General features: G+C 63.5%; 23 protein-coding genes and 1 riboswitch. Of the genes, 9 read left to right on the top strand and 14 right to left on the bottom strand.

The features are described from left to right. Positions 1-8: 8 nt before the first annotated feature. Genes D3242_RS05710 through D3242_RS05690 form a run of 5 tightly spaced genes read right to left on the bottom strand, consistent with a single transcriptional unit; the run spans position 9 to position 5394 of the window. A complete protein-coding gene (locus D3242_RS05710; protein WP_064983996.1) occupies positions 9-1412 on the bottom strand; it encodes an FAD-binding oxidoreductase in 1404 nt (467 codons plus the stop codon). Further along, entirely contained in the window at positions 1412-2713 is a 1302-nt protein-coding gene (locus D3242_RS05705) for a cytosine deaminase (RefSeq protein ID WP_064983995.1), read from the bottom strand. The genes D3242_RS05710 and D3242_RS05705 overlap by 1 nt, the downstream gene beginning before the upstream one ends. Before the next feature lie 4 nt (positions 2714-2717). After that, complete coding sequence (locus D3242_RS05700) at positions 2718-3566, bottom strand: ABC transporter permease (RefSeq protein ID WP_038647435.1); 849 nt, start codon at positions 3564-3566, stop codon at positions 2718-2720. Further along, positions 3553-4377: an ABC transporter ATP-binding protein gene (locus D3242_RS05695; protein ID WP_064983993.1), complete on the bottom strand. Its 825-nt coding sequence runs from the start codon at positions 4375-4377 to the stop codon at positions 3553-3555. The genes D3242_RS05700 and D3242_RS05695 overlap by 14 nt, the downstream gene beginning before the upstream one ends. A gap of 12 nt (positions 4378-4389) precedes the next feature. Beyond that, the gene (locus D3242_RS05690) at positions 4390-5394 is read right to left on the bottom strand and encodes an ABC transporter substrate-binding protein (RefSeq protein WP_064983992.1); all 1005 of its coding nucleotides are present in this window, start codon (positions 5392-5394) and stop codon (positions 4390-4392) included. Between the two features lie 265 nt (positions 5395-5659). On the opposite strand from D3242_RS05690, the gene D3242_RS05685 reads away from it, so the two are divergent. The 4 genes from D3242_RS05685 to D3242_RS05670 all read left to right on the top strand — a co-directional run bounded on the left by D3242_RS05685 (position 5660) and on the right by D3242_RS05670 (position 7632). Next, positions 5660-6043: a RidA family protein gene (locus D3242_RS05685; RefSeq protein WP_019858748.1), complete on the top strand. Its 384-nt coding sequence runs from the start codon at positions 5660-5662 to the stop codon at positions 6041-6043. A 54-nt stretch (positions 6044-6097) separates the two neighbouring features. After that, positions 6098-6901 carry a creatininase family protein gene (locus tag D3242_RS05680; RefSeq protein ID WP_064983990.1) on the top strand — a complete coding sequence of 268 codons (804 nt, stop codon included), beginning with the start codon at positions 6098-6100 and terminating at the stop codon, positions 6899-6901. 180 nt (positions 6902-7081) lie between these two features. Then, positions 7082-7336: a type II toxin-antitoxin system ParD family antitoxin gene (locus D3242_RS05675; RefSeq protein ID WP_027046965.1), complete on the top strand. Its 255-nt coding sequence runs from the start codon at positions 7082-7084 to the stop codon at positions 7334-7336. Beyond that, positions 7336-7632 carry a type II toxin-antitoxin system RelE/ParE family toxin gene (locus D3242_RS05670; protein ID WP_081296083.1) on the top strand — a complete coding sequence of 99 codons (297 nt, stop codon included), beginning with the start codon at positions 7336-7338 and terminating at the stop codon, positions 7630-7632. Before D3242_RS05675 ends, D3242_RS05670 begins: the two co-directional genes overlap by 1 nt. A gap of 24 nt (positions 7633-7656) precedes the next feature. Here D3242_RS05670 and D3242_RS05665 read toward each other — a convergent pair whose 3' ends face one another. Both D3242_RS05665 and cobD read right to left on the bottom strand, forming a co-directional pair. Beyond that, a complete protein-coding gene (locus tag D3242_RS05665) occupies positions 7657-8166 on the bottom strand; it encodes a tyrosine phosphatase family protein (RefSeq protein WP_064983987.1) in 510 nt (169 codons plus the stop codon). Next, the gene (gene cobD / locus D3242_RS05660) at positions 8163-9209 is read right to left on the bottom strand and encodes a threonine-phosphate decarboxylase CobD (RefSeq protein ID WP_081296082.1); all 1047 of its coding nucleotides are present in this window, start codon (positions 9207-9209) and stop codon (positions 8163-8165) included. The genes D3242_RS05665 and cobD overlap by 4 nt, the downstream gene beginning before the upstream one ends. On the opposite strand from cobD, the gene cbiB reads away from it, so the two are divergent. Then, complete coding sequence (gene cbiB / locus D3242_RS05655; RefSeq protein ID WP_064983985.1) at positions 9208-10182, top strand: adenosylcobinamide-phosphate synthase CbiB; 975 nt, start codon at positions 9208-9210, stop codon at positions 10180-10182. The two genes, cobD and cbiB, sit on opposite strands and share 2 nt — an antisense overlap. Here the strand turns inward: cbiB and cobO are convergent. Genes cobO through D3242_RS05635 form a run of 4 tightly spaced genes read right to left on the bottom strand, consistent with a single transcriptional unit; the run spans position 10179 to position 12319 of the window. Further along, positions 10179-10808: a cob(I)yrinic acid a,c-diamide adenosyltransferase gene (gene cobO, locus D3242_RS05650; protein WP_019858756.1), complete on the bottom strand. Its 630-nt coding sequence runs from the start codon at positions 10806-10808 to the stop codon at positions 10179-10181. The genes cbiB and cobO overlap by 4 nt on opposite strands. A 1-nt stretch (position 10809) precedes the next feature. Continuing rightward, on the bottom strand, positions 10810-11325 hold the full coding sequence (gene cobU / locus D3242_RS05645; RefSeq protein WP_064983983.1) for a bifunctional adenosylcobinamide kinase/adenosylcobinamide-phosphate guanylyltransferase: 516 nt from the start codon (positions 11323-11325) through the stop codon (positions 10810-10812). Next, complete coding sequence (locus tag D3242_RS05640) at positions 11318-12124, bottom strand: CbtA family protein (protein WP_064983981.1); 807 nt, start codon at positions 12122-12124, stop codon at positions 11318-11320. The genes cobU and D3242_RS05640 overlap by 8 nt, the downstream gene beginning before the upstream one ends. Before the next feature lie 15 nt (positions 12125-12139). After that, a complete protein-coding gene (locus tag D3242_RS05635; protein WP_027046966.1) occupies positions 12140-12319 on the bottom strand; it encodes a CbtB domain-containing protein in 180 nt (59 codons plus the stop codon). A 33-nt stretch (positions 12320-12352) separates the two neighbouring features. Next, positions 12353-12550, bottom strand: a riboswitch (cobalamin riboswitch). Between the two features lie 131 nt (positions 12551-12681). Between D3242_RS05635 and D3242_RS05630 the strand changes: the two genes are divergently transcribed. After that, positions 12682-13851: an aromatic ring-hydroxylating oxygenase subunit alpha gene (locus D3242_RS05630; RefSeq protein ID WP_064983979.1), complete on the top strand. Its 1170-nt coding sequence runs from the start codon at positions 12682-12684 to the stop codon at positions 13849-13851. A gap of 3 nt (positions 13852-13854) precedes the next feature. Here the strand turns inward: D3242_RS05630 and D3242_RS05625 are convergent, their stop codons facing one another. Beyond that, positions 13855-15054, bottom strand: coding sequence for an MFS transporter (locus tag D3242_RS05625; protein WP_019858762.1), 1200 nt, complete (start codon positions 15052-15054; stop codon positions 13855-13857). Positions 15055-15409: 355 nt separating this feature from the next. Here D3242_RS05625 and D3242_RS05620 point away from each other — a divergent pair, with 355 nt between their 5' ends. Both D3242_RS05620 and D3242_RS05615 read left to right on the top strand, forming a co-directional pair. Then, positions 15410-16408, top strand: a complete 999-nt coding sequence (locus D3242_RS05620; RefSeq protein ID WP_064983978.1) for a heparan-alpha-glucosaminide N-acetyltransferase — start codon at positions 15410-15412, stop codon at positions 16406-16408. Next, entirely contained in the window at positions 16405-16881 is a 477-nt protein-coding gene (locus D3242_RS05615) for a methyltransferase family protein (RefSeq protein WP_064983976.1), read from the top strand. The genes D3242_RS05620 and D3242_RS05615 overlap by 4 nt, the downstream gene beginning before the upstream one ends. 6 nt (positions 16882-16887) lie before the next feature. Here D3242_RS05615 and D3242_RS05610 read toward each other — a convergent pair whose 3' ends face one another. Together D3242_RS05610 and mgtE are read right to left on the bottom strand one after the other, a co-directional pair. Further along, positions 16888-17274 (bottom strand): MerR family transcriptional regulator, encoded by a 387-nt coding sequence (locus tag D3242_RS05610; protein WP_006203215.1) that lies wholly within the window; start codon positions 17272-17274, stop codon positions 16888-16890. A 133-nt stretch (positions 17275-17407) separates the two neighbouring features. Further along, the gene (gene mgtE / locus D3242_RS05605) at positions 17408-18820 is read right to left on the bottom strand and encodes a magnesium transporter (protein ID WP_064983974.1); all 1413 of its coding nucleotides are present in this window, start codon (positions 18818-18820) and stop codon (positions 17408-17410) included. Positions 18821-19244: 424 nt separating this feature from the next. Here mgtE and D3242_RS05600 point away from each other — a divergent pair, with 424 nt between their 5' ends. Continuing rightward, positions 19245-19865 carry a response regulator transcription factor gene (locus D3242_RS05600; protein WP_019858768.1) on the top strand — a complete coding sequence of 207 codons (621 nt, stop codon included), beginning with the start codon at positions 19245-19247 and terminating at the stop codon, positions 19863-19865. The last annotated feature ends 88 nt before the right edge of the window (positions 19866-19953 follow it).

The raw sequence follows: 19953 nt of genomic DNA, 5'->3' as shown, positions 1-19953 counted from the left end.
TCATTGCATCACCCCGCCCTCTGCAGCCCCTTGAACAAGAAAGTGCGGCCCGAGCGATAATCATAGTCCGGATTTTCCCAGGCGATCATCTTGCCGGGATTGAGCAGACCTTGCGGGTCGGTCTCGCGCTTGAAGGCGAGTTGCACGGCATCCGTCTGCTTCATGCCACCCTCCTCCAGCGTGTAGCGATGCGGGTTGAAGATCGGGCAGCCATTTTTCTCATGCAGGCGAACGATCTCGTCGAGCCGCGCCTCGGTGGTGAATTTTACCAGCGGCAGGCCGAAACAGGTGATATTGCCGTCCAGCCGCACGAACTCGAGATGCGAAAACACTTCGCCGGGAAACATCGCGTCCATTTTCTCGACCAGCGCCAGCTGATTGGGAAACGGATAGAGCGACTGCAGATAGGTGATGTCGGGATCGACGCGCAGTCCCCTCAGCGTGGTGTGGTTCCAGGCCAGCTCATAGGCCGGCGGCAGACCCTTTTTCTCTTCGGGCGTCGCGGTCGCGGCGTTGAAGACCACCTCGCCGCCAGCGCGCCGGGTGAAGGCGAGGAACGCATCCAGCCCATGCTGCGCCACCATGACGACGCAAATGCTCTGGCCCTCCCTGAAAAACTTCTGGTGGCGCTTGAAATAAAGCTGCGGCACGGGCGCCGCGATCGGTGTGATCAGCTTGGTCAGGATGCCGTCCTGGCAGGCCAGCGCATTGCCGTAGCGCGCCGCGTCCATGAAGGCATCGAAGCCGACAATGACATCGATCCACTCATAGGCCGCCGTCAGCGGCATCTCGACTTCCGTGATGATGCCGTTGGTGCCGTAAGCGTGGGTCACCTTGTGCAGATCCTCGCCGGTGAGTTCGAGCGCCTTCGGCTCGGCCTCCATCGTCACCACGCGCAGGCGCAGCACATTGCCGAAATCGCGCAACCCGCCGAAATTGATCGAGCCGACGCCGCCAGAGCCGCCGGCGATGAAGCCGCCGATCGAGGCGGTGTTGTAGGTCGAGGGCGAGAGCCTGAGCTCCTGCCCGGAATGCGCGCGTGTAGCCTTGTCGATATCGGCCAGAATAGCACCAGGCCCCGTCACCACGCGCCCCGGCGCGATCGACTTGATCTCGTTCATCTCGGCAAGATTGAGCACCACGCCGCCCGACAATGGCATCGCCTGGCCGTAATTGCCGGTGCCGCTGCCGCGCGGCGTCACCGGCACGCCATGCCGGTGACAGGCGGCGAGCACGCGGATCAGCTCGGCCTCGGTCTTCGGCGTCACGATCAGGTCGCCGGTGACATGGTCGAGCTGCTGTTTCAGCACCGGGCTGTACCAGTAGAAATCGCGGCTCTTCTGCTGGACGATGGCCGGATTGTCGTCGAGTTTCAGCCCGTCGAGATCGCGTTTGAGCGCCGAAACGTCCATCATTCCACCATCAGTTCATCGAGTTCGGCATAGTCGGGCAATTGCCGCTCGATCGCGCGGCCGCCGCGCACGACGATGCGATCCGATTCGGGCCGCGACAGCAATTCCGTCCAGCTTCGACCTTTGAACAGGATGAAATCGGCATCGCCGCCGGCCGCAAGCGTGCCAAAACCATCGAGCCGCATCACCTTGGCCGGCGTGGCAGTGACCGCTTGCGGCCAGTCGGCGACCGGATGATCGAAATGCAGGATGCGCGTGGCCATGCGGTAGACCTCCAGCATGTCGAGATCGCCATAGGCGTAGAAGGGATCACGCGTGTTGTCGGAAGCGACGGCGACAGGAATGCCCCTCGCCTTCATCTCGTGCAGCAGCGTCACGCCACGCCAACGCGGCGTGGTCTGGTCCCCGCGCCGATCCTGCAGATAGAGATTGCACATCGGCAGCGACACCACCGCCAGTCCGGCCTTTGCCACCTTGTCCAGCGTGTCCAGCACCTCGAGGTCGGGCTGCCGCGCCAGCGAGCAGCAATGGCCGACGAGTATCTTGCCTTCGAAACCATTCCATAGTGCTGCCTCGGCGATCTTCTTCAGCGAGATCGCCGCAATGTCGTCGGTCTCATCGGCATGGAAATCGAGATCGAGTCCATGCTTGATCGCTTGCGCGAAGACATGATCGAGCAGTTCTTCCAGGTCCGGCACCATATAGGTGACGACGCCGAGCACGCCCTTGGCGGCGGCCACCCGTTTCGCCAGCCTGTCGAACCACTTCTTGTCGCGCACGCCCTCGATGCCGAGCAGGCACGCGCCCTGCAATTCGATGCGGCCGCGCCAGGCCTCGCGCATCGTCTCGAACACCGGCCAGGAGATTTCCTCCTGCGGCGCGACGCTGTCGAGATGGGTTCGCAGCGCTTTGGTGCCATGCGCATAGGCCGAGCGCAGCGAGAAATCCATGCGCTTGGCCAAATCCTCGGCACTCCAACGCGCGACGCGGTCGGCGCCCGCGGCATTGAGCGCACCCATGAAAGTGCCATCGGGATTGGGCTTTCGCGGCCAGATATGGCCCTTGTCGATGTGGGTGTGGCAGTCGACGAAGCACGGCAGCACGATACGACCGGCAAGATCGATAGCCTCCGTCGGTGCCTTCGATTTGCCATGCGCCGCAATGCTGGAGATCTTGCCGTCGGCAATAGCAATGTCGACCAGCGTGAAACCGTCATTGTCGTAAGTCGCGGCAAGACCCGACGTCAGTGACCGGTGAACGCGGGCATTGGCAAGCCGGTATGAAGCTGAGTCCGGAATCAAGGCACTACCGCTCCTGCTTCAGCGCGCTTTCGTGCCAGCGCCTGAGAATAAGATGCGAAATCAGTGACAGCACGAGGAAGATGAGAATGCCGGTCAGCGAGATCAGGAACAGCGCCGCGAACAGTCTTGGCGCGTTCAGCCGGTAGCCGGCCTCGATGATGCGCGAGGCGAGCCCCGACGACTGGCCGGTGGCGCCGGCGACGAACTCGGCCACCACGGCGCCGATCAGCGACAGGCCGCCGGCGATCTTCAACCCGCCGAGAAAATACGGCATCGCCGCCGGCAGCCTGAGATAGCGCAACTGCTGCCAGCGCGTCGCGCCATTGAGCTTGAACAGATCGCGCAGATTGCGGTCGACCGAATTCAGGCCGAGCGTGGTGTTGGACAGGATCGGGAAGAAGGCGACGATCCAGGCGCACAGCAGAAGCTTGGTCGTCTGGTTGTTCACATAGATGTTGATCAGCGGAAAGATCGCCACGATCGGCGTCACCTGCAGCACGATAGCGAACGGGAAGAACGACATCTCCACCCATTTCGATTGCGCGAACAGCACCGACAGGCCGACGCCGCCGATGACCGCCAAGGCCAGGCTGAGAAAGGTGATGCGCAAGGTGACCAGCAGCGAGGAGAACAGCAGGCCGGCATCGTTGTAGAGCGTCTGCAGCACCACGCCGGGGCGCGGCAGGATATATTGCGGGATCTCGTTCCACACGCAGATGCGGTCCCACAGCCAGATCGCCAGGATCATTATCGCCAGCGGCAGCAGCCAGCGGCCGACCCGCTCGAGCCGCTCCTGGCGCACACGGCGCGCTTCCTCGGGGTCGAGTTTCAACGTGCCGTCAATGACCGTCATGATGCGGGCCCGCTGTTGAATTGATGGCATTGACCAGCACGTCGGAGGCCTGACGGCAAAGGGCTGCATAGTCCGGCGAGGTGCGAAACGCCTCGTCGCGCGGATAGGCCGCCTCGATGGCGAGTTCGTCGAACACCCGGCCCGGCCGCGCCGCCATGACGACGACCCGGTTGGACAAAAACACGCTTTCGAAAACGCTGTGGGTGACGAAGACGACGGTGAAGCGTTCGTCCTGCCACAGCTCCAGAAGGTCGTTGTTGAGCTTGAAACGGGTGATCTCGTCGAGTGCCGCGAACGGTTCGTCCATCAGCAGCACGCGCGGCTTGGTCACCATGGCGCGCGCGATCGAGACGCGCATCTTCATGCCGCCCGACAGTTCGCGCGGCACGGCGTTCTCGAAGCCGGTCAGGTGAACCCGCGCCAGCATTTGCGTGATCGCCGGGGCGGCCTTGCCGCGGGAAACGCCTTTCAGCCTGAGCGGCAGCCAGACATTGTCGAAGACGCTGGCCCAGGGCAGCAGCGTCGGCTCCTGGAAAACGAAGCCGATATTGGCGCGGTCGAGCGAGCCGCCGCCGCGCCAGTCAAGCACGCCGGAGGTCGGCGTCGACAGGCCGGCGATCAGCCGTAGCGCCGTCGACTTGCCGCAACCGGACGGCCCGAGCAGGCTGAGGAAATCGCCTTCCCGGATCGTCAGGTCGACATTGCTCAGCGCCGTCACGCCGTTGGAAAACACCTTGCCGACGCCGCGCAGCGCCAGCAAGGTCGGAGCGACGTCCGATGCCGGCGCTCGCGCCACCTTTTCCCCTATCATGCTCAGGCTGGCCTATTTCTTCAGGTCGAGCCCGACGCCCTTGTTGACGAAGGCCAGCGTGTAGGCCTTCGTAATGTCGATGCCTTCCGGCGTAACCTTGGCTTTGACCATCTTGTCATAGAAACTCTTGATGCGCGCGTCGGTCATGGCGCCGATGCCGAGTTTCTCGGTATCACCGGAATCGGCAAGGCCGAACTTCTTCATCTGCTCGATCGAGAAAGCGATCTGCTCGTCGCTCATGTCAGGATTGTCTTTCTTGATCATGTCGTTGGCGGCCTTGTTGTCGCCGTAGAGGTACTTGTACCAGCCCTTGGCCGAGCCATCGACGAAGCACTGGACCACCTCCGGCTTCTTGTCGATCGTGTCCTGCATCACCTCGATCGTCGTCGAATACGTGTCCCAGCCATAGTCGGCGAGCAGAAACTGGTTCGGAACGAAGCCGCCTTCCTTCTTGACCGCGAACGGTTCCGAGGTGACGTAGCCCTGCTGGATCGACTTCTTGTTGGCGAGGAAGGGAGCGGTGTTGTAGGTGTAGGGCGCGCGCTTGGCGGCGTCGAAGCCGAGTGCGGTGACCATCCACTGGAAGAAGGTCTGCACGCCTTCGTCACCCAGTATGTACTGGTCGGCGTTCTTCAGGTCCTCCCATTTGTCCAGCCCCTCGCCGGGATGGGACATGATGACCTGTGGGTCCTTCTGGAAATCGGCCGCCACCACGCGCATCGGAATGCCTTGCTGGACGGCGTCGAAAGCCGACAGCAAGTTGCCGCCCATGTAGAAATCGATCTTGCCGGCAAGCAGCATCGGCCGGCCGCTGACCTGCGGTCCGCCCTGCATGATGGTGACATCGAGGCCGCAGGCGGCATAGGTGCCGTCCGCCACGGCCTGATAGTAACCGCCATGTTCCGGCTCGGCCAACCAGTTGGTGCCGAAGGTGACTTTTTCATTCGCCGCGGCCCCCAGCGTGCCGGCCGCCAGCAGGGCCGCCGCCGCTACCGAGATCTTCCGTTTTGCATACATCGACAACCACCCTCTGTTTGCTCCGGCGCCACGCGCCAGGCTCGACACCAAAGATTCAAGAAGCAAGACACATGCCACCGGCGGCTCGCGCCGGAACCCGCCCGCCTGCACCACAGCCATCTGCGAAAGCCGGAAAGGTCGTGCTGCACCGAAGGCATCGTGCCTATTTTTTGAACGCCTGTCCACAATCGCACCAGCGACATCCCAAGCCATCTTGAAGCTGTAGTGAATACGGCCTTAGGCTGACGGCATCCAGGAGATTGCCATGTTCAGATTCCTCACCCCGAAGTCGATCAAGCCACCCTTTGCCCGCTACAGCCACGGCGTCGAAGTGCCGGCGGGCAAGCGGCTGGTGCTGTGCTCGGGCCAGGTGGCGATCACGGCGGACGACCAGATTCCCGAGGACGCCGGCGCCCAGGCCGAACTCTGCTTCCGCAACATCGAGGCAATCCTCGGCGAGGCCGGGCTGGGGCTCGGGGACATCGTGCGCATCAACGCCTATGTCACCGACCGCGCCCATTTGCGCCCCTATATGGATGTCCGTGACCGGCTGTTTTCGAGCCCGGCGCCGGCCTCGACGCTGATGATCGTTTCCGGCTTTGCCCGTCCGCAATTCAAGGTCGAGGTCGAGGTCATCGCTGCCGGGTGATCGACAGCAGGCCTGTGCCGCGCTAGGTCTCACCGTTCATCGAAGAGGCATGACATGACCGCTGCAAAAAGACGCGTCTGGTGGGGCGACTACCGGACAACCGAATACGCCTCGATCGATCCGGAGGCGACGATCGCCGTTCTGCCGGTGGCCGCGATCGAGCAGCATGGACCGCATCTGCCTGTCTCGACCGACACCTCGATCATGAACGGCATGCTCGACACGGTGATCGCCCGCCTGCCCGACGATCTCGACATCCGCATCCTGCCGGTCCAGGCGGTGGGCAAGTCGAACGAGCACCTGCATGCGCCGGGCACGCTCACTCTGCCGGCAACGACGCTGGTCGAGGCCTGGACCGAGCTTGGCATGTCGATTGCGCGCGCCGGGGTGCGCAAACTCATCGTCGTCAATTCGCATGGCGGCAATGAAGAGATCATGGGCATCATCACGCGCGAATTGCGGGTACGCGAAAAGATGCTGGCGGTGAAGACGAGCTGGCAGCGCTTTGGCCGCCCGGCCGGCATGTACACCGAACTCGAGGACCGCCACGGCATCCATGGCGGCGATGTCGAGACCTCGCTGATGCTGCATTTCCGGCCGGACCTCGTCGACATGGCCAAGGCCGACAATTTCGTTTCCAATGTCGCCAAGGCCGAGAAGGAATTTTCGCTGCTGCGCCACACCGGCACCCACGCCTTCGCCTGGATCGCCACCGATCTCAACCCGAACGGCGTGGTCGGCGACGCCAGCATCGCCACGGCGGAAAAGGGCCGGCTGACGGCAGAGCATCAGGCCGACGGTTTCATCAGCCTGCTCAGGGATGTGCGCAAGGCGAAGCTCGCCGACTGGCTGAAATAGGCGCCTAAGTCACAATCGCGCCTTCGCAAAACACTCCCGCATCAGTAGTGTCTCAGTTTGAATTTCAGCGACGCTTTCGAGACTCGGCAGTCCGCCTTGAACTGAGACACTACCCCCGCATCTGAGATTTTGACAAACTTTGCCAAAATGGATCATACTGCGCGGGATATGGAGGCCGATATGGCAACAATGAACGTATCATTGCCTGATCCGATGAAGGATTGGGTTGAGGCGCAAACCGAAACGGGTCGCTACGCCAACGCGAGCGACTATGTCCGCGATTTGATCCGTCGGGATCAGGAGCGCAACGACAACATTGCCGCCATGCAACGCTTTGTCGATGACGGATTGAAGAGTGGCATCGGCAATCGATCCAGGGACGCGCTCTTTACTGAGGCAGTCAAGCGCGCTGGAAAGTCACCCGGCAACGGGTAATGGGATTTCGCCTTTCTTTAGCCGCGGAAGAGGACATCATCGGTATTGCCGAGCAAGGGGTGCGCCTGTTCGGTGCTGTGCAGGCTAGACAGTATCATGACGAGTTGTTCGCGATCTTTGATCTGATCGCTGCCAGTCCCCGAATGGTACGGGAGCGGCTTGAATTGTCGCCACCAATGCGTATCCATCCCTTCAAAGCCCATCTTGTCGTCTACCGGATAGAAGTCGACGGCGACGTGTTCATTGTGCGGGTACGCCACGGGCACGAAGATTGGGCGAATGAAGGCACTCGATAGTCCTACAGCGATGTATGGGCACCGCTAGCCCATGATCTTCAGCTCGAACGGCGTGCCTTCGAACGCGTCGGCGCCGCGCCCGATCGACTGGATCGCCTCGATCATCCGGCCATTGCGCTCCAGCAGCGCGTCGGCCACGGCAATGAGCCGCGGATTGGGCGTCGCCGAGGGCGACAGCGCCCGCAACGTCTGGGCCAGTTCGGCTTCGTCGCGTTTCGGCGCCAGTGCGGCGGCGATGATGTAGGCCGAAGCGGTCGAGCGGCTGATGCCGGCATAGCAATGCACGACCATCGGCTTCGCCCGATCCCAGCGGCGGGCGAAATCGAGCACGTCGCGGACATGCTCCTCGCCCGGCATGGTCATGCCGTCCTGCGCCACCACAATGTCGTGCATGACCAGATGCAGATGGTTTTCCCGGGCGATCGAGGCCGGTCGCACCACCTCGGTTCCGGCGGCGAGCAGCGACAGCATGCGGTCGGCGCCGGTCCTTGCCACCGTTTCCGCGACCTTTGCCAGCGAGCAGACATGGATCATTGTTTCGAGCCCTTCGATTGATCCTCGCGCCGCGACGCCCATTCGGCAAGAGCGGATTCGAGCCGCTGCCATTCCACCTCGCTCCCCGGCAGGCCGGCCCGCAACACAAACGGCCGGTCGTTGAAGTGGCGAAGCAGAATGCCCCTCTCGCCAAGCGCCGAAAACAGGCAGGCGGCATCCGGAAGGCTGATATAGCGGAACAGCGTGGTACCGCCCGCTACAGGCACGCCGAAACGGCCGAAGAGTGCGTCGAGCCGCGCCGCACCCTCGGCGAGTGATGCCCGCATTGCGTCCTGCCAGCCAATATCGGCAAGCGCGCGAATGCCGTATTCCAGCGCTGGGCCAGCGACGGCCCATGGCCCGAATTGCATTTCCAGCCGTTCGACGGTCGCGCTATCGGAAAGCGCGAAGCCAAGCCGCAGGCCGGCTAGCCCAAAGAATTTGCCGAACGAGCGCAGCACGACGAGGCCGCCTTGATCTGCATCTCCGGCGAGGCTGTGTTGGCGCGGCCCGACATCCATGAACGCCTCGTCGACGACCAGCAGCCCGCCTCTGGCGCGCAGCCCGGCGGCCAGTGCCAGCAGCCGGTCGCGCCCGATGACGCGCCCATCCGGGTTGTTCGGATTGACGATGACGGCAAGGTCGGCCTGCGCCAGCGCCGCAAAATCGCTGACTTCGCTCACCTGATGCCCCGCGATCGCCGCTGCGCGCGCATGTTCGGCATAGGTCGGCCCCAGCACCAGAGCCTCGCGGGGCCTGACCAGCGATGCCACGCGCGGCAGCAGGATCTGCGTGCCGGGCGCCGCGACGACATTGGCCGGCGACGGCGCGCCATAAGTGCTGGCCGCGATCTCCATCAGCTCACGCGCCCGTGCCTCTTCCGGCAATCGCCACAGCGAGGTGGCGGGCAGGTCGAAAAGCGGGTAGGAGTGCGGGTTGATACCGGTCGAAAGGTCGACGAAAGGCAGAGGAGCGTTGGGGAAAAGCGCCCTCGCCCTGCCAAGACTCCCACCATGGTCCACCGCTCCATCAAGAAGCTTCATGTCTGTCCTGATCGCTTTCCTGTCACTGGCCGTCGAATTTGTCCTGGGTTACCCGGACTGGCTCTTCCGCGCCATCGGCCATCCGGTGACGTGGTTCGGCAGGCTGATATCCTTTCTCGACTTGAGGCTCAACCGCGCCACCGATCCCGACGCGTTGCGTCGCCAACGTGGCGTCCAGGCGCTGCTGATCATCGTGCTGGTACCGGCGGTGATCGGCCTCTGCGTCCAGCTTGTCCTGCTCTGGTTCGTGCCCCTGGGGTTCTTCATCGCCGCGCTTCTGGCGACATCGCTGCTGTCGCAGAGGAGCCTCTACGAACATGTGGAGGCCGTGGCTGACTCGCTCGAATCGGGCGGCCTCGCAATGGGCCGTGTCGCCGTCTCGCGCATCGTCGGCCGCGATCCCGATGCGCTCGACCGTGCCGCCGTCTGCCGCGCGGCGATCGAGAGCCTGGCCGAGAATTTTTCCGACGGCATCGTCGCCCCCGCCTTCTGGACAGGTGTTGGCGGGCTCGCCGGCGGCGCTGCCTACAAGGCCGCCAACACCGCCGATTCGATGATCGGCCACCGCACCCCCCGCCACGAGGCTTTCGGCTGGGCGGCGGCGCGCTTCGACGACTGGATCAACCTGCCGGCATCGCGGCTGACGGCGCTGCTGATCGTGCTGGCGGCTTTCCTGGTCAAGGACGCCGATCCCCGCAATGCCTGGCAGGCGGTGCGGCGCGATGCCAAAAAGCACCGCTCTCCCAATGCCGGCTGGCCGGAAGCGGCCATGGCCGGCGCGCTTGGCCTGGCGCTTGCAGGCCCGCGCAGCTATGGCGGCATCGTGGTCGACGACGTCTTCATGGGCGAAGGCGGCCTCCGCGACGTCGACAGCGGCGACATCAGGCGGGCGCTGAAACTCTACCGCGTCGCCGATTATTTGCTGATCGCGTTGTTCGCCGTGGTTTCGGTCATCGCCGTTCTTGCGTTCTAGAACTCGATCCCCTGCTGCGCCTTCACGCCTGCCGAGAAGTGGTGTTTGGTCACGCCCATCTCGGTGACCAGATCGGCCGCCTCGACCAGCGCCGGCTTGGCGTTGCGGCCGGTGACGACGACATGCAGGCCCTCGCGGCGCGCCTTCAGCGCCGCAACCACCTTGTCGAGATCGAGATAATCGTAGCGCAGGGCGATGTTGAGCTCGTCAAGCACGACAAGGCTGATCGAGGGATCGGCGATCAACTCCAGTGCCTTGGCCCAGGCGGCCTCGGCGGCGGCGATGTCGCGCTTCAGATCCTGCGTCTCCCAGGTAAAGCCCTCGCCCATCGCATGCCAGACGACGCGGTCGCCGAAAGCGGCAAACGCATCCTTCTCGCCGGTGTGCCACTTGCCCTTGATGAACTGGACGACGCCGACGCGCTTGCCATAGCCGAGCATCCGCAGCGCCAGGCCGAAGGCGGCCGTGGTCTTGCCCTTGCCCGGACCGGTGTTGACGATCAGCAGTCCCTTTTCGACCGTCTTGCTCGCCACCTCGGCATCCTGCACCGCCTTGCGCTTGGCCATCTTGGCGCGATGGCGTTCTTCGTCCCGGTCCTCGGTGGGCTTGTTGTCGATGTCGGTCATGTCACTTCACCTTGAGCGGTAGCCCCGCCACCATCAGCAGCACCGTATCGGCGATCGCCGCGACCTGCTGGTTGAGCCGGCCGGCGTCATCGCGAAAACGGCGCGCCAGGGCATTGTCCGGCACGATGCCTTGCCCGACTTCGTTGGAGACTACGAACCAGGGGCCGCGCGGCCGCGACAGCACATCCGCCAGCCGCCGGCACTCGGCGCCGACGTCGTGATCGGCCAGCATGTGATTGGTCAGCCACAGCGTCAGGCAGTCGATGAGCACCGGCTGGTTGTCCGGCAAGGCCTCGAGCGCGCCGGCAAGGTCGAGCGGCGCGTCGATGGTCGTCCAGCCCTCGCCGCGCCGCGAGCGGTGCAGCGCGATGCGCTCGCGCATTTCGTCGTCATAGGCTTGCGCGGTGGCAATATAGGTCCACGGTGACGGCAACGCCGTCGCCAGGATTTCGGCATGCGCGCTCTTGCCGGAGCGCGCACCGCCGATGATGAAGGTCAGCTTGTTGCGATCAGGCAAAGCTGTCGCGCAGGCTGGTCGCCGTGCCAGTGAAGCGTCCGCGCACCACGCCGACGACGGCGCCGAGGACCAGCCAGAACACCAGATTGGTCAGCGTCACCGCCACCACGAACTGGTGGTGCAGGCCCTCCGGGATCGGCGTCTCGAAGCTGTCGGGCTGCGGCGCGCCGACAATGTGCGGAGCAACGATCAGCGCCACCGCAAGGATGGCCAGCGGTAGCGACTTGCGGAATGCGATCAGGCCGAGCCCGATAGCGGTCGCGATCACGGTTGCCACCCACCAGATCTGGCGCTGCGTCAGGTCGGCGGCCGGCATGGCCGGCAGTTCCGGAGGCAGGCCGAGACCGGGCGCCAGTGTGAAGATGGCAAAGCCGGCCAGACCCCAGAACACGCCCTGGCGCCAATTGCCGATGCCGCCGGCGAATTCCGAAACCGCGACCAGGATCAGCGCGAAGCCTATGCCGGTGACAACATTGGACACCACGTTGAAGGCAAAGCGCTCGAAGCCGTCGGCCGGTGCCCAGCCTTGGTCTTCGGCCGGAGCGGCGGCTGCGGCCGGTGCCGGGGTCGCGGCGCTCATCGAATTTGCCGCCGGTGCGGCCGAACTCATCGCGTTGCCACTGGCGGCCCCAGTCGGCGCCGCGGCATGGTCATGGCTATAGCCGCCTTCGGCCTGTTCGTAGACTTCCGCCTTGAGGATCAGCGGTACGGTGGCATAGGCCTGCATGCAGGCAAGAACGACGCCGGCCACGAGCCCTGCGATCGCCGCGATGAACACGACGTTGCGAAACAGATTCATGATGTCAGATCCTCGTCAGTGGCAGGGAAACGCCATCGAATGCCGGTTGTCATGACCGGCATTGTGGACCGCTTCGATATGCGAGAAGCCGACAAAGCCGATGATGAAGGTGCCGAGCAGTGCGGCGAGCGCCAGCTGCATGAAGCGCGACTGCGAGGAGACGGAGGCGCCGAGGGAGACGGAAGCGGTATTCATATCTTGTCCTTTCACCCTCCACCCGAGGGCCTGTCAGTTTTGCCGTCGTCGGCAGGTCTCCTGGCTCACGGATCAGCGCCCTTCCCCACCTTCCCGAAGACGAACCTTCAGTGGCATATGGAGAGGACTACCGCACACAGTTGCGGGGGCAGCCACGGCATTGGGCAAGAATTTCGCCCGCACCGCATTCCCTCTTGGCTCCAAAACGGAACCGACGACTGCATGACTATAGGGAAAATCGCGACACGCGGCAAACCAAATTCCGCCGGCAAACAGCGCGATTGCGCCATGCCGTTTCCAGGCACGAGAATTGACAATTCTTCCTGCCGGGTGTCGGCTGGCCGCTTCACAGGAAGCCAGCCATGCAGCCCACTGCCAGCGAGCGCGCCCCTTACAATGGCCTGACCCAGGCCGAACCGACCCTGCCCTCATCGGCCTATTGGGATGGTGAGAAGTACCAGCGCGACCTCGATGCCATTTGGTACAAGAACTGGCTGCTCATCTGCCGCGAGGCCGATCTGGCCCAGCCGCTGGCCTTCCGCCGATTCCGCATCGGCACGCAGGACATCGTCGTGCTGCGCGACGACACCGGCGCGCTGCGCGCCTTCCACAACACCTGCCGCCACCGCGGCTCGCAGCTTTGCCAGGAGAGCGAGGGCCGGCTGAAGGCGCGACTGATCACTTGCCCCTACCACGCCTGGTCCTATTCGCTGCGCGGCGACCTCGTGCGCGTGCCGTCGAAATCCTTGCCCGTTGGCTTCGACAAGGCCGACCATCCGCTCTACCGCGTCGCGCTCTCGGTGTGGCGCGGTTTCGTGTTCATCAATCTGCAGGATGATGCGGCGGGCTCAGCGCAGGCATCCTTCGACCCGGCCTCCGGCAATCTCGGCAACTGGCCGCTGGAAACGCTGGTATCAGGCCATGTGCTGCGCAAGGTAATGCACTGCAACTGGAAGATCTTTTGGGAAAACTTCAACGAGTGCCTGCACTGCCCGGGCGTCCACAAGGACCTCTCGCGGCTGGTGCCGATCTATGGCCGCGGGCTGATGAGCCGGCACGACGATCCCGAATGGACGCGCCATGCCGACAATGACGCACCGGAATTTTCCGGCGGCCTGCGCGCCGGCGCCGAGACCTGGTCGCGCGACGGCCAGGCGCACGGGCCGGTCTTCTCCGGATTGACGCCAGCCGAACGCGCCGCCGGCCAGACCTACGCCACCAGCCTGCCCTCGATGTTCATCGTCGGTCATGTCGACTATGTCAGGACCGTACGCCTGGTGCCGCTCGGCCCGGAAGAGACCGAACTTGTCGCCGAGTGGCTGTTCGCGCCCGAGGCGCTGGCCGCGACCGATATCGACAACATCGTCGCCTTCGGCACACAGGTGCTGGAAGAGGACGCCGCCATCTGCGAGGTCAACCAGAGGGGCCTGCGCTCGATGCGCCACCAGGCCGGCGTGCTCATGCCCGAGGAGTATGAACTGCACCGCTTCCACAACTGGGTGCGCGAGCGGCATGCGGCACTTTCACCGTGATCCTCACAGAGACTTCGGCAGGTAACGCCAGGTCACGAACCCGCAAACCGCCGCCAGCAGGCCGAGCGTGACGAACACCGAGCCCAGTCCGAAGAAGGCCAGCACCACCGAATAGACCAGCGGCGGCGTCAGCTCGGAAAAATCGAGATAGGTGCGGTAGACCGCCGCCATCTGCGCCCGCTCATAGGAGCGCACCGAACGCATGAAGGCGGTCGAGCCCAACGCATCGAGCGCTATGGTGAAAAAGGCGCCGCACAACAGGAAGGCGCCGGTGAGCAGCGGCACGGTTTCGCCGACCGTGCCCGCCGCCAGAAGCATCGCCGACATGGCGAAATAGGCAAATGTCATGGTGCGCCGGCCGCCAAAGCGTTTTCCGGCCTTGCCCCAGAAGATCGCCATGAACAAAAGCGCGTTGCCGGCCGAAACCAGCAGACCGCCGGCCAGCTTGCCCTCGCCGGTGATCACCATGAACAGTGGCCCATAGACGAAGAACGTCGTCCAGAAGCAGGAGCGACCGAAGGCGATCAGCCAGGCAAGCCTCAATCTGGGCTGCGCGACGAAGCGGCCGATATTGGCGAGCGGATTGGCCGGCCGTGTCTTGCCGGGCCGGATCGACGGGTTGTCGCCCAGCCGATAGGTCCAGAACAGTGCGAGCAGGGCCAGCGCGAACACCGCCACCGCACCATGCGCGGCGTAGATGCCGAATCGCGTGTAGAGGAAGATGCCGAGCGTCGGCCCACCGGTCCAGGCGAGCATCGACCACGCCATGCGCAGCGATTCGGCCTGCATGAAGTCGGTCTTGCGGATGTGGTCCATGATGTAGAGATTGAGCGTGATCGAAAGTGCACTGGCGCCCATCACCCGGCACAGCATGCCCGCCAATTGCCCGGCCAGCGTATGGGTGACGAAGAACAGCGAGCCGATGGCGAGCAGGCAGGCGCCTGCGGTGTAGACCCAGCGCCGGGCAAAACGGCGGATCAGCATCGGCATGAACAGGGTCACCGACAGGCCGAGCAGCGCCACGATGGTGTAGAGGATCGAGACGATCTGCTCGTTGTGCAGGATCTCGTAGGCCTGGATTGGGATGACGCTCGACACCGTGGCGCGAGCGAAGGATTCGACAGCATAGAGCGAGGCGAAGGTGCGCGCATCCGCGGCCCTGAGGGCCGGAAGCCAGATCGGATGGCGCACATGGGTGGACATTGCTTCCCCAAAGCAGAATCACCGGTCAAATCTGCCTTGGCCGTTCCCGGACGATTAAGAGGAAACCGACGCATAGGCCGTGAAAAGCGAAGTCGGTCAACGACTTCCCGGCGCTGGCCCAAGGTGTGTTGAGATTCAGGTCAGGCCGAGCCGAAAAATGGCGGTTTTCGAGAACTGGAGCGGAGCGGACATTCAGGTCCGTGAGCACCGGAAGCGCAGAAAGCCGCCGTTTGCAGGCCGGCATCACCTGAATATCGGCACACCTCAAAGCGTCGCTTGATCCGGTGCCCCGGCCTTCTTCTGTCCGGTCCAACCGTGATAGTTCTCACGCAGGGCTGAATCAGATCGCGAGACCATGACCATCCATACGCCGACCGCACCCGTTCCGGAGCCTTCGAAGCGCATCATCGCCATAGACATCGTGCGCGGCGTCGCGCTGCTGGCCATGGCGAGCTACCATTTCACCTGGGACCTGGAATTCTTCGGCTATACCGATCCAGGCCTCACCGCCTTCGGCTGGTGGAAGATCTACGCGCGCTGCATCGCTTCGACCTTCCTGTTCCTGGTCGGCGTCAGCCTCTACCTCGCGCATGGCCAGCAAATCCGCTGGAACGGTTTCTGGAAGCGTTTCGCCATGGTCGCCGGAGCGGCGATCGCCATTTCGGTGGTCACCCGCATCGCGACGCCGGACGGATTCATCTTCTTCGGCATCCTGCACGAGATCGCGCTCGCCAGCCTGCTCGGCCTCGCCTTCCTGCGGCTGCCGGCCCTGCTGACGCTTGTCGTTGCGGCGCTGGTCATCGCCGCGCCCGTCTATCTGCGCTTCGAAGCCCTGGACCATCCCTGGCTGTGGTGGATCGGCCTGTCGGCGATCAATCCACGCTCCAACGACTATGTGCCGCTGTTTCCATGGTTCGGCGCGGTGCTTGTCGGCATTGGGGTGGCGAAACTCGTTTCAGCCTCCGGCCTGCGAGCTCGCCTGGCGAGCCTCATGCCCGGCCGCCGGGCCAATCCGCTGGTCTTCATCGGCCGCCACAGCCTCGCTTTCTACCTGATCCACCAGCCGCTGCTGATCGGCTGCGTCTGGCTGTTCTCGCAAGTCATGCCGGCCCAGGTCGAAACCGTGCAGGTCAATTTCCTCAAAACCTGCCAGCGCTCATGCGAGCAGACGCGCAACGCGACCTTCTGTTCGAGCTATTGCGGTTGCATGCTGACGACGCTCGAGGGCGAGGCCGCGCTTGATCGGCTCGAGAACAACGACCAGACTGCGGAATTCCGAGCGCATCTGGGCGATCTGGCCGCCAGCTGCACGGGCCAGACCGAGGACAAGATGGACGAGGGAGGAACGCAATGACCGAAACCCAGCCGAAGCCGGGTGTGATACCGTGGCCGCCGGTGATCTACGTCGCGGCAATCGCCATCAGCGTGATCCTTGGCCTGCTCTATCCGCTGCCCTGGATCGGCGACCTCCTGGGCGACCTGCTGTTTGCGGCCGGCTGGGTGGCGCTGTTCGGCGTCGCGGCACTGTGGTTCACCGCCATCCGCACCATGGTCCGGGCCAGGACGACGCTCAACCCCAATGCGGTGCCGGACCACCTCGTCACCACAGGTCCATTCGGCATTACCCGCAACCCGATGTATCTGGCCAACACGCTGCTTTTGATCGGCGTCGCCTTTGTCACGGGGATCGTCTGGTTCCTGCCGCTGGCGTTCATCGCCGCCTTCGCCACGCAGAAGGTCGCCATCGAGCGTGAGGAAAAGATGCTGGCGGCGAAGTTCGGCAAGAAATACCGGGATTACGCAAAAAGGGTGCGGCGCTGGATCTGAGCGGCGTTACGTATTGACGCCGAGCTCCACCAGCCGCTCGACGCAGGATTCCTCGGCCTGGTCGAGCTCGGCCAGCGTCTCCTCGAGGTCGCGGCGCTTCTGGCGCAGATCCTCACGCTTTTCCTCGATGCGCTTGATCATCAGCTTCAGCTGTCCGACCTCGCCCGGCGGCTCCTTGTACATCTGGATGATTTCGCGGATCTCGTTGATAGAGAAACCGAGCCGCTTTCCGCGCATGATCTGCCGGATGAGATGGCGGTCGGACGGGCGAAACAGCCGCGTGCGACCCCGCCGCACCGGTTGCACCAGCCCCTCGTCTTCATAGAAACGCAGCGTCCGCGTCGACACGTCGAATTCGCGGGTCAGTTCGGTGATTGAATAATATTCCCGCATTGTCGCTCCATGCCCGAACCCCGGGCAACGCCACGCGGCGCTGCCTCCCGTCCCGAACCAAACCCTTGCCCGCCGGAATCGACATGGCCCCCGCGCGAGCCTCGCACGGCATTTACGTAAAAGTCAATTGAGGCTACCTGACGCCGAACCACCAGCTTGCAAGGCCGAGGAAGGCGAAAAAGCCGACGCAGTCGGTGACGGTGGTGACGAAAACCGCCGACGCCACGGCCGGATCGATCTTGAACCGGTCGAGCATGAGCGGGATCAGGATGCCGGCAAGGGCGGCCGCGAACATGTTGATGATCATCGCCGCGCCGATGATCCCGCCCAGATTGGGATCGCGAAACCACAGCGCCGCGACGATGCCGATCAGAACGGCAAAGACAATGCCGTTGATGAAGCCCACACCCATTTCGCGGCGGATGATGCGGGCGGCATTGTAGATATCGAGATCCTTCGTCGCCAGCGCCCGCACGGTGACGGTCATGGTCTGCGAACCGGCATTGCCGCCCATGCCGGCCACGATCGGCATCAGCACGGCGAGCGCCACGATCCGCTCGATCGTGTGGTCGAACAGCCCGATGACCGATGCCGCCAGAAATGCGGTGACAAGGTTTACCAGCAACCAGGGAACGCGCGAGCGCGAGGTTGCAAACACCGTGTCGGAGAGTTCCTCGTCGCCGACGCCGCCCATGCGCAGCAGATCTTCCTCGGCTTCCTGCTGGATGACGTCGACGACATCGTCGATGGTCAGCACGCCGACCAGCCGCTCGTTCTCGTCGACGACGGCGGCCGACAAAAGATCGTACTGCTCGAATTCCCGCGCCGCCTCTTCCTGATCCATGGTCGCCGGAATGGCGTGCCGCGTCTCATGCATGACATCCTCGACCTTGACAGCGCGCTTGGTGCGCAGGATCTGGTCGAGATCGATGGCGCCGACGAGCTTGAAGGTCGGGTCGATGACGAAGATCTGGCTGAAGCGGTCGGGTAGGTTCTTGTCCTCGCGCATGTAGTCGATGGTCTGGCCGATGGTCCAGAACGGCGGCACCGCGACGAACTCCGTCTGCATGCGCCGCCCGGCGGTCTCTTCCGGATAGTCGAGCGAGCGGCGCAGCCTGATCCGTTCGGTGAACGGCAGCTGCGACAGGATCTCGTCCTGGTCTTCCTTTTCAAGGTCTTCGAGAATGTAGACCGCGTCGTCGGAATCGAGTTCCTGCACCGCCTGTGCGATCTGCGCATTGGGCAGATGATCGACGATCTCCATGCGGATCGCTTCATCGACCTCGGTCAGCGCGGAGAAGTCGAAATCGGCGCCTAGCAGTTCGACCAGGGCTCGCCGCTGTTCGGGATGCAGCGCCTCGATCAGGTCGCCCAGTTCCGACTGGTGCAGATGGTCGACTTCATGCTTGAGGGTCGGCGTATCGCGGTCGGCGATCGCGGCGCCGATCTGCGCAAGGAAGGATGAAAGGACCGCACCGTCCTCGCCATAGATATCGGCGTAGGCGTCGTCAGCCGCCTTGGCGGAGATCGTCTGCTTGTCCTCCACCAGCGCCTCCCGCCATCCCGGAAAAATTGTGTCTCAGGTCTAGAGCATCGCAGCTTAAAGCGGAAACCGGTTTCACGGAAATCCGATGCATCTCGCCCGCAGACGCGATTCGGTTTGAGAACTTATCGCTCTAAGGCACGGAATATCAAACGAAACGCGCGCTCCACGCCACCCGGTGAGCATATCGCTGATGCCTGACCTGGCAATGCCTTTCCCGTCAGCAACCAGCCAATCCCGGCTTCAGACGGCGCGACAGCCGATGTCGCTGGGGAAAGAGCACCCCGGCGCGATTGGGGCAGAATTGTCATGACACGGGTCCAGGCCTGAAGCCTGGCCTTTGAGTTGCGGCACGACCAGCCCAGGACAAAGACGGCCCTTGAACAGCAAGCCCGGGAAAACGAGCAAGGCAATTGGCGACCGGCGCATGCGCATTGTCGTCGCCGAGCGCAACCCATTCGTCATATCGGCGCTGCGTGAAATGCTCGAATGCGACGGCCGTTTCGAATTGCTGAGCAGCGTTCAGAGCGGCAGGCAATTCCTGGATCTGGCGACGACGGGCGGGTTCGACGTCGCAATCATCGGCTGGAAGCTCGCCGACATGGACGGCGCGGATGTGCTGGCCGAGGTCCAGAGCCGCAAGCTCGACGTGCGCATCACCGTCTTTTCCAACGACCATGACATCGGCATCCTGAAGCAATGCGTGCGGCTGGGAGCGCAGGGTTACTGTTTCCAGTTCGACGATCCGGCGATTATCTTCGACACGATCCTGGCTGTCGCGCATGGCCGCATCTGCATCCCTTATATCGACATCAACAAGGTCAACGACACGCCGCTCGCGCAGCTCACGGTGCGTGAGCGCGAGCTGCTGGCGGTGCTTTCCGACGGCTGGACCAATCTGCAAATCGCCACGCGCACCGGCATTTCCGAGAACACGGTGAAGTACCACCTCAAGAATCTCTACGACAAGCTCGACGTCCGCAACCGGGCGATGGCCGTCGCGCTCTATGCGCGCGAGAGGCGTACCCAGAAGCAGCCTTTCGGGTAGGCCAACAGGGTAGGCTTTCCCCACCCGCGCGCGGCGAGATCTTACCCGCTGAGGTGTTGTTGGCTTTAGCCGTCGAAACGAAACTCCC

Source organism: Mesorhizobium jarvisii, from assembly GCF_003601985.1.
Taxonomy (GTDB): domain Bacteria; phylum Pseudomonadota; class Alphaproteobacteria; order Rhizobiales; family Rhizobiaceae; genus Mesorhizobium; species Mesorhizobium jarvisii.
This window is presented reverse-complemented; position numbering and strand designations above follow the sequence as displayed.

Excerpts from the sequence above, each read along its gene's own strand:
- D3242_RS05635 (WP_027046966.1), bottom strand. The coding sequence starts at position 12,319 with ATGAATACCGCTTCCGTCTCCCTCGGCGCCTCCGTCTCCTCGCAGTCG.
- D3242_RS05620 (WP_064983978.1), top strand. The coding sequence starts at position 15,410 with ATGACCATCCATACGCCGACCGCACCCGTTCCGGAGCCTTCGAAGCGC.
- D3242_RS05630 (WP_064983979.1), top strand. The coding sequence starts at position 12,682 with ATGCAGCCCACTGCCAGCGAGCGCGCCCCTTACAATGGCCTGACCCAG.
- D3242_RS05700 (WP_038647435.1), bottom strand. The coding sequence starts at position 3,566 with ATGACGGTCATTGACGGCACGTTGAAACTCGACCCCGAGGAAGCGCGC.
- cobD (WP_081296082.1), bottom strand. The coding sequence starts at position 9,209 with ATGAAGCTTCTTGATGGAGCGGTGGACCATGGTGGGAGTCTTGGCAGG.
- D3242_RS05690 (WP_064983992.1), bottom strand. The coding sequence starts at position 5,394 with ATGTATGCAAAACGGAAGATCTCGGTAGCGGCGGCGGCCCTGCTGGCG.
- D3242_RS05670 (WP_081296083.1), top strand. The coding sequence starts at position 7,336 with ATGGGATTTCGCCTTTCTTTAGCCGCGGAAGAGGACATCATCGGTATT.
- D3242_RS05625 (WP_019858762.1), bottom strand. The coding sequence starts at position 15,054 with ATGTCCACCCATGTGCGCCATCCGATCTGGCTTCCGGCCCTCAGGGCC.
- D3242_RS05640 (WP_064983981.1), bottom strand. The coding sequence starts at position 12,124 with ATGAATCTGTTTCGCAACGTCGTGTTCATCGCGGCGATCGCAGGGCTC.
- cobO (WP_019858756.1), bottom strand. The coding sequence starts at position 10,808 with ATGACCGACATCGACAACAAGCCCACCGAGGACCGGGACGAAGAACGC.
- cbiB (WP_064983985.1), top strand. The coding sequence starts at position 9,208 with ATGTCTGTCCTGATCGCTTTCCTGTCACTGGCCGTCGAATTTGTCCTG.
- D3242_RS05680 (WP_064983990.1), top strand. The coding sequence starts at position 6,098 with ATGACCGCTGCAAAAAGACGCGTCTGGTGGGGCGACTACCGGACAACC.
- D3242_RS05610 (WP_006203215.1), bottom strand. The coding sequence starts at position 17,274 with ATGCGGGAATATTATTCAATCACCGAACTGACCCGCGAATTCGACGTG.
- D3242_RS05665 (WP_064983987.1), bottom strand. The coding sequence starts at position 8,166 with ATGATCCATGTCTGCTCGCTGGCAAAGGTCGCGGAAACGGTGGCAAGG.
- D3242_RS05685 (WP_019858748.1), top strand. The coding sequence starts at position 5,660 with ATGTTCAGATTCCTCACCCCGAAGTCGATCAAGCCACCCTTTGCCCGC.
- D3242_RS05600 (WP_019858768.1), top strand. The coding sequence starts at position 19,245 with ATGCGCATTGTCGTCGCCGAGCGCAACCCATTCGTCATATCGGCGCTG.
- D3242_RS05675 (WP_027046965.1), top strand. The coding sequence starts at position 7,082 with ATGGCAACAATGAACGTATCATTGCCTGATCCGATGAAGGATTGGGTT.
- D3242_RS05695 (WP_064983993.1), bottom strand. The coding sequence starts at position 4,377 with ATGATAGGGGAAAAGGTGGCGCGAGCGCCGGCATCGGACGTCGCTCCG.
- D3242_RS05710 (WP_064983996.1), bottom strand. The coding sequence starts at position 1,412 with ATGGACGTTTCGGCGCTCAAACGCGATCTCGACGGGCTGAAACTCGAC.
- D3242_RS05615 (WP_064983976.1), top strand. The coding sequence starts at position 16,405 with ATGACCGAAACCCAGCCGAAGCCGGGTGTGATACCGTGGCCGCCGGTG.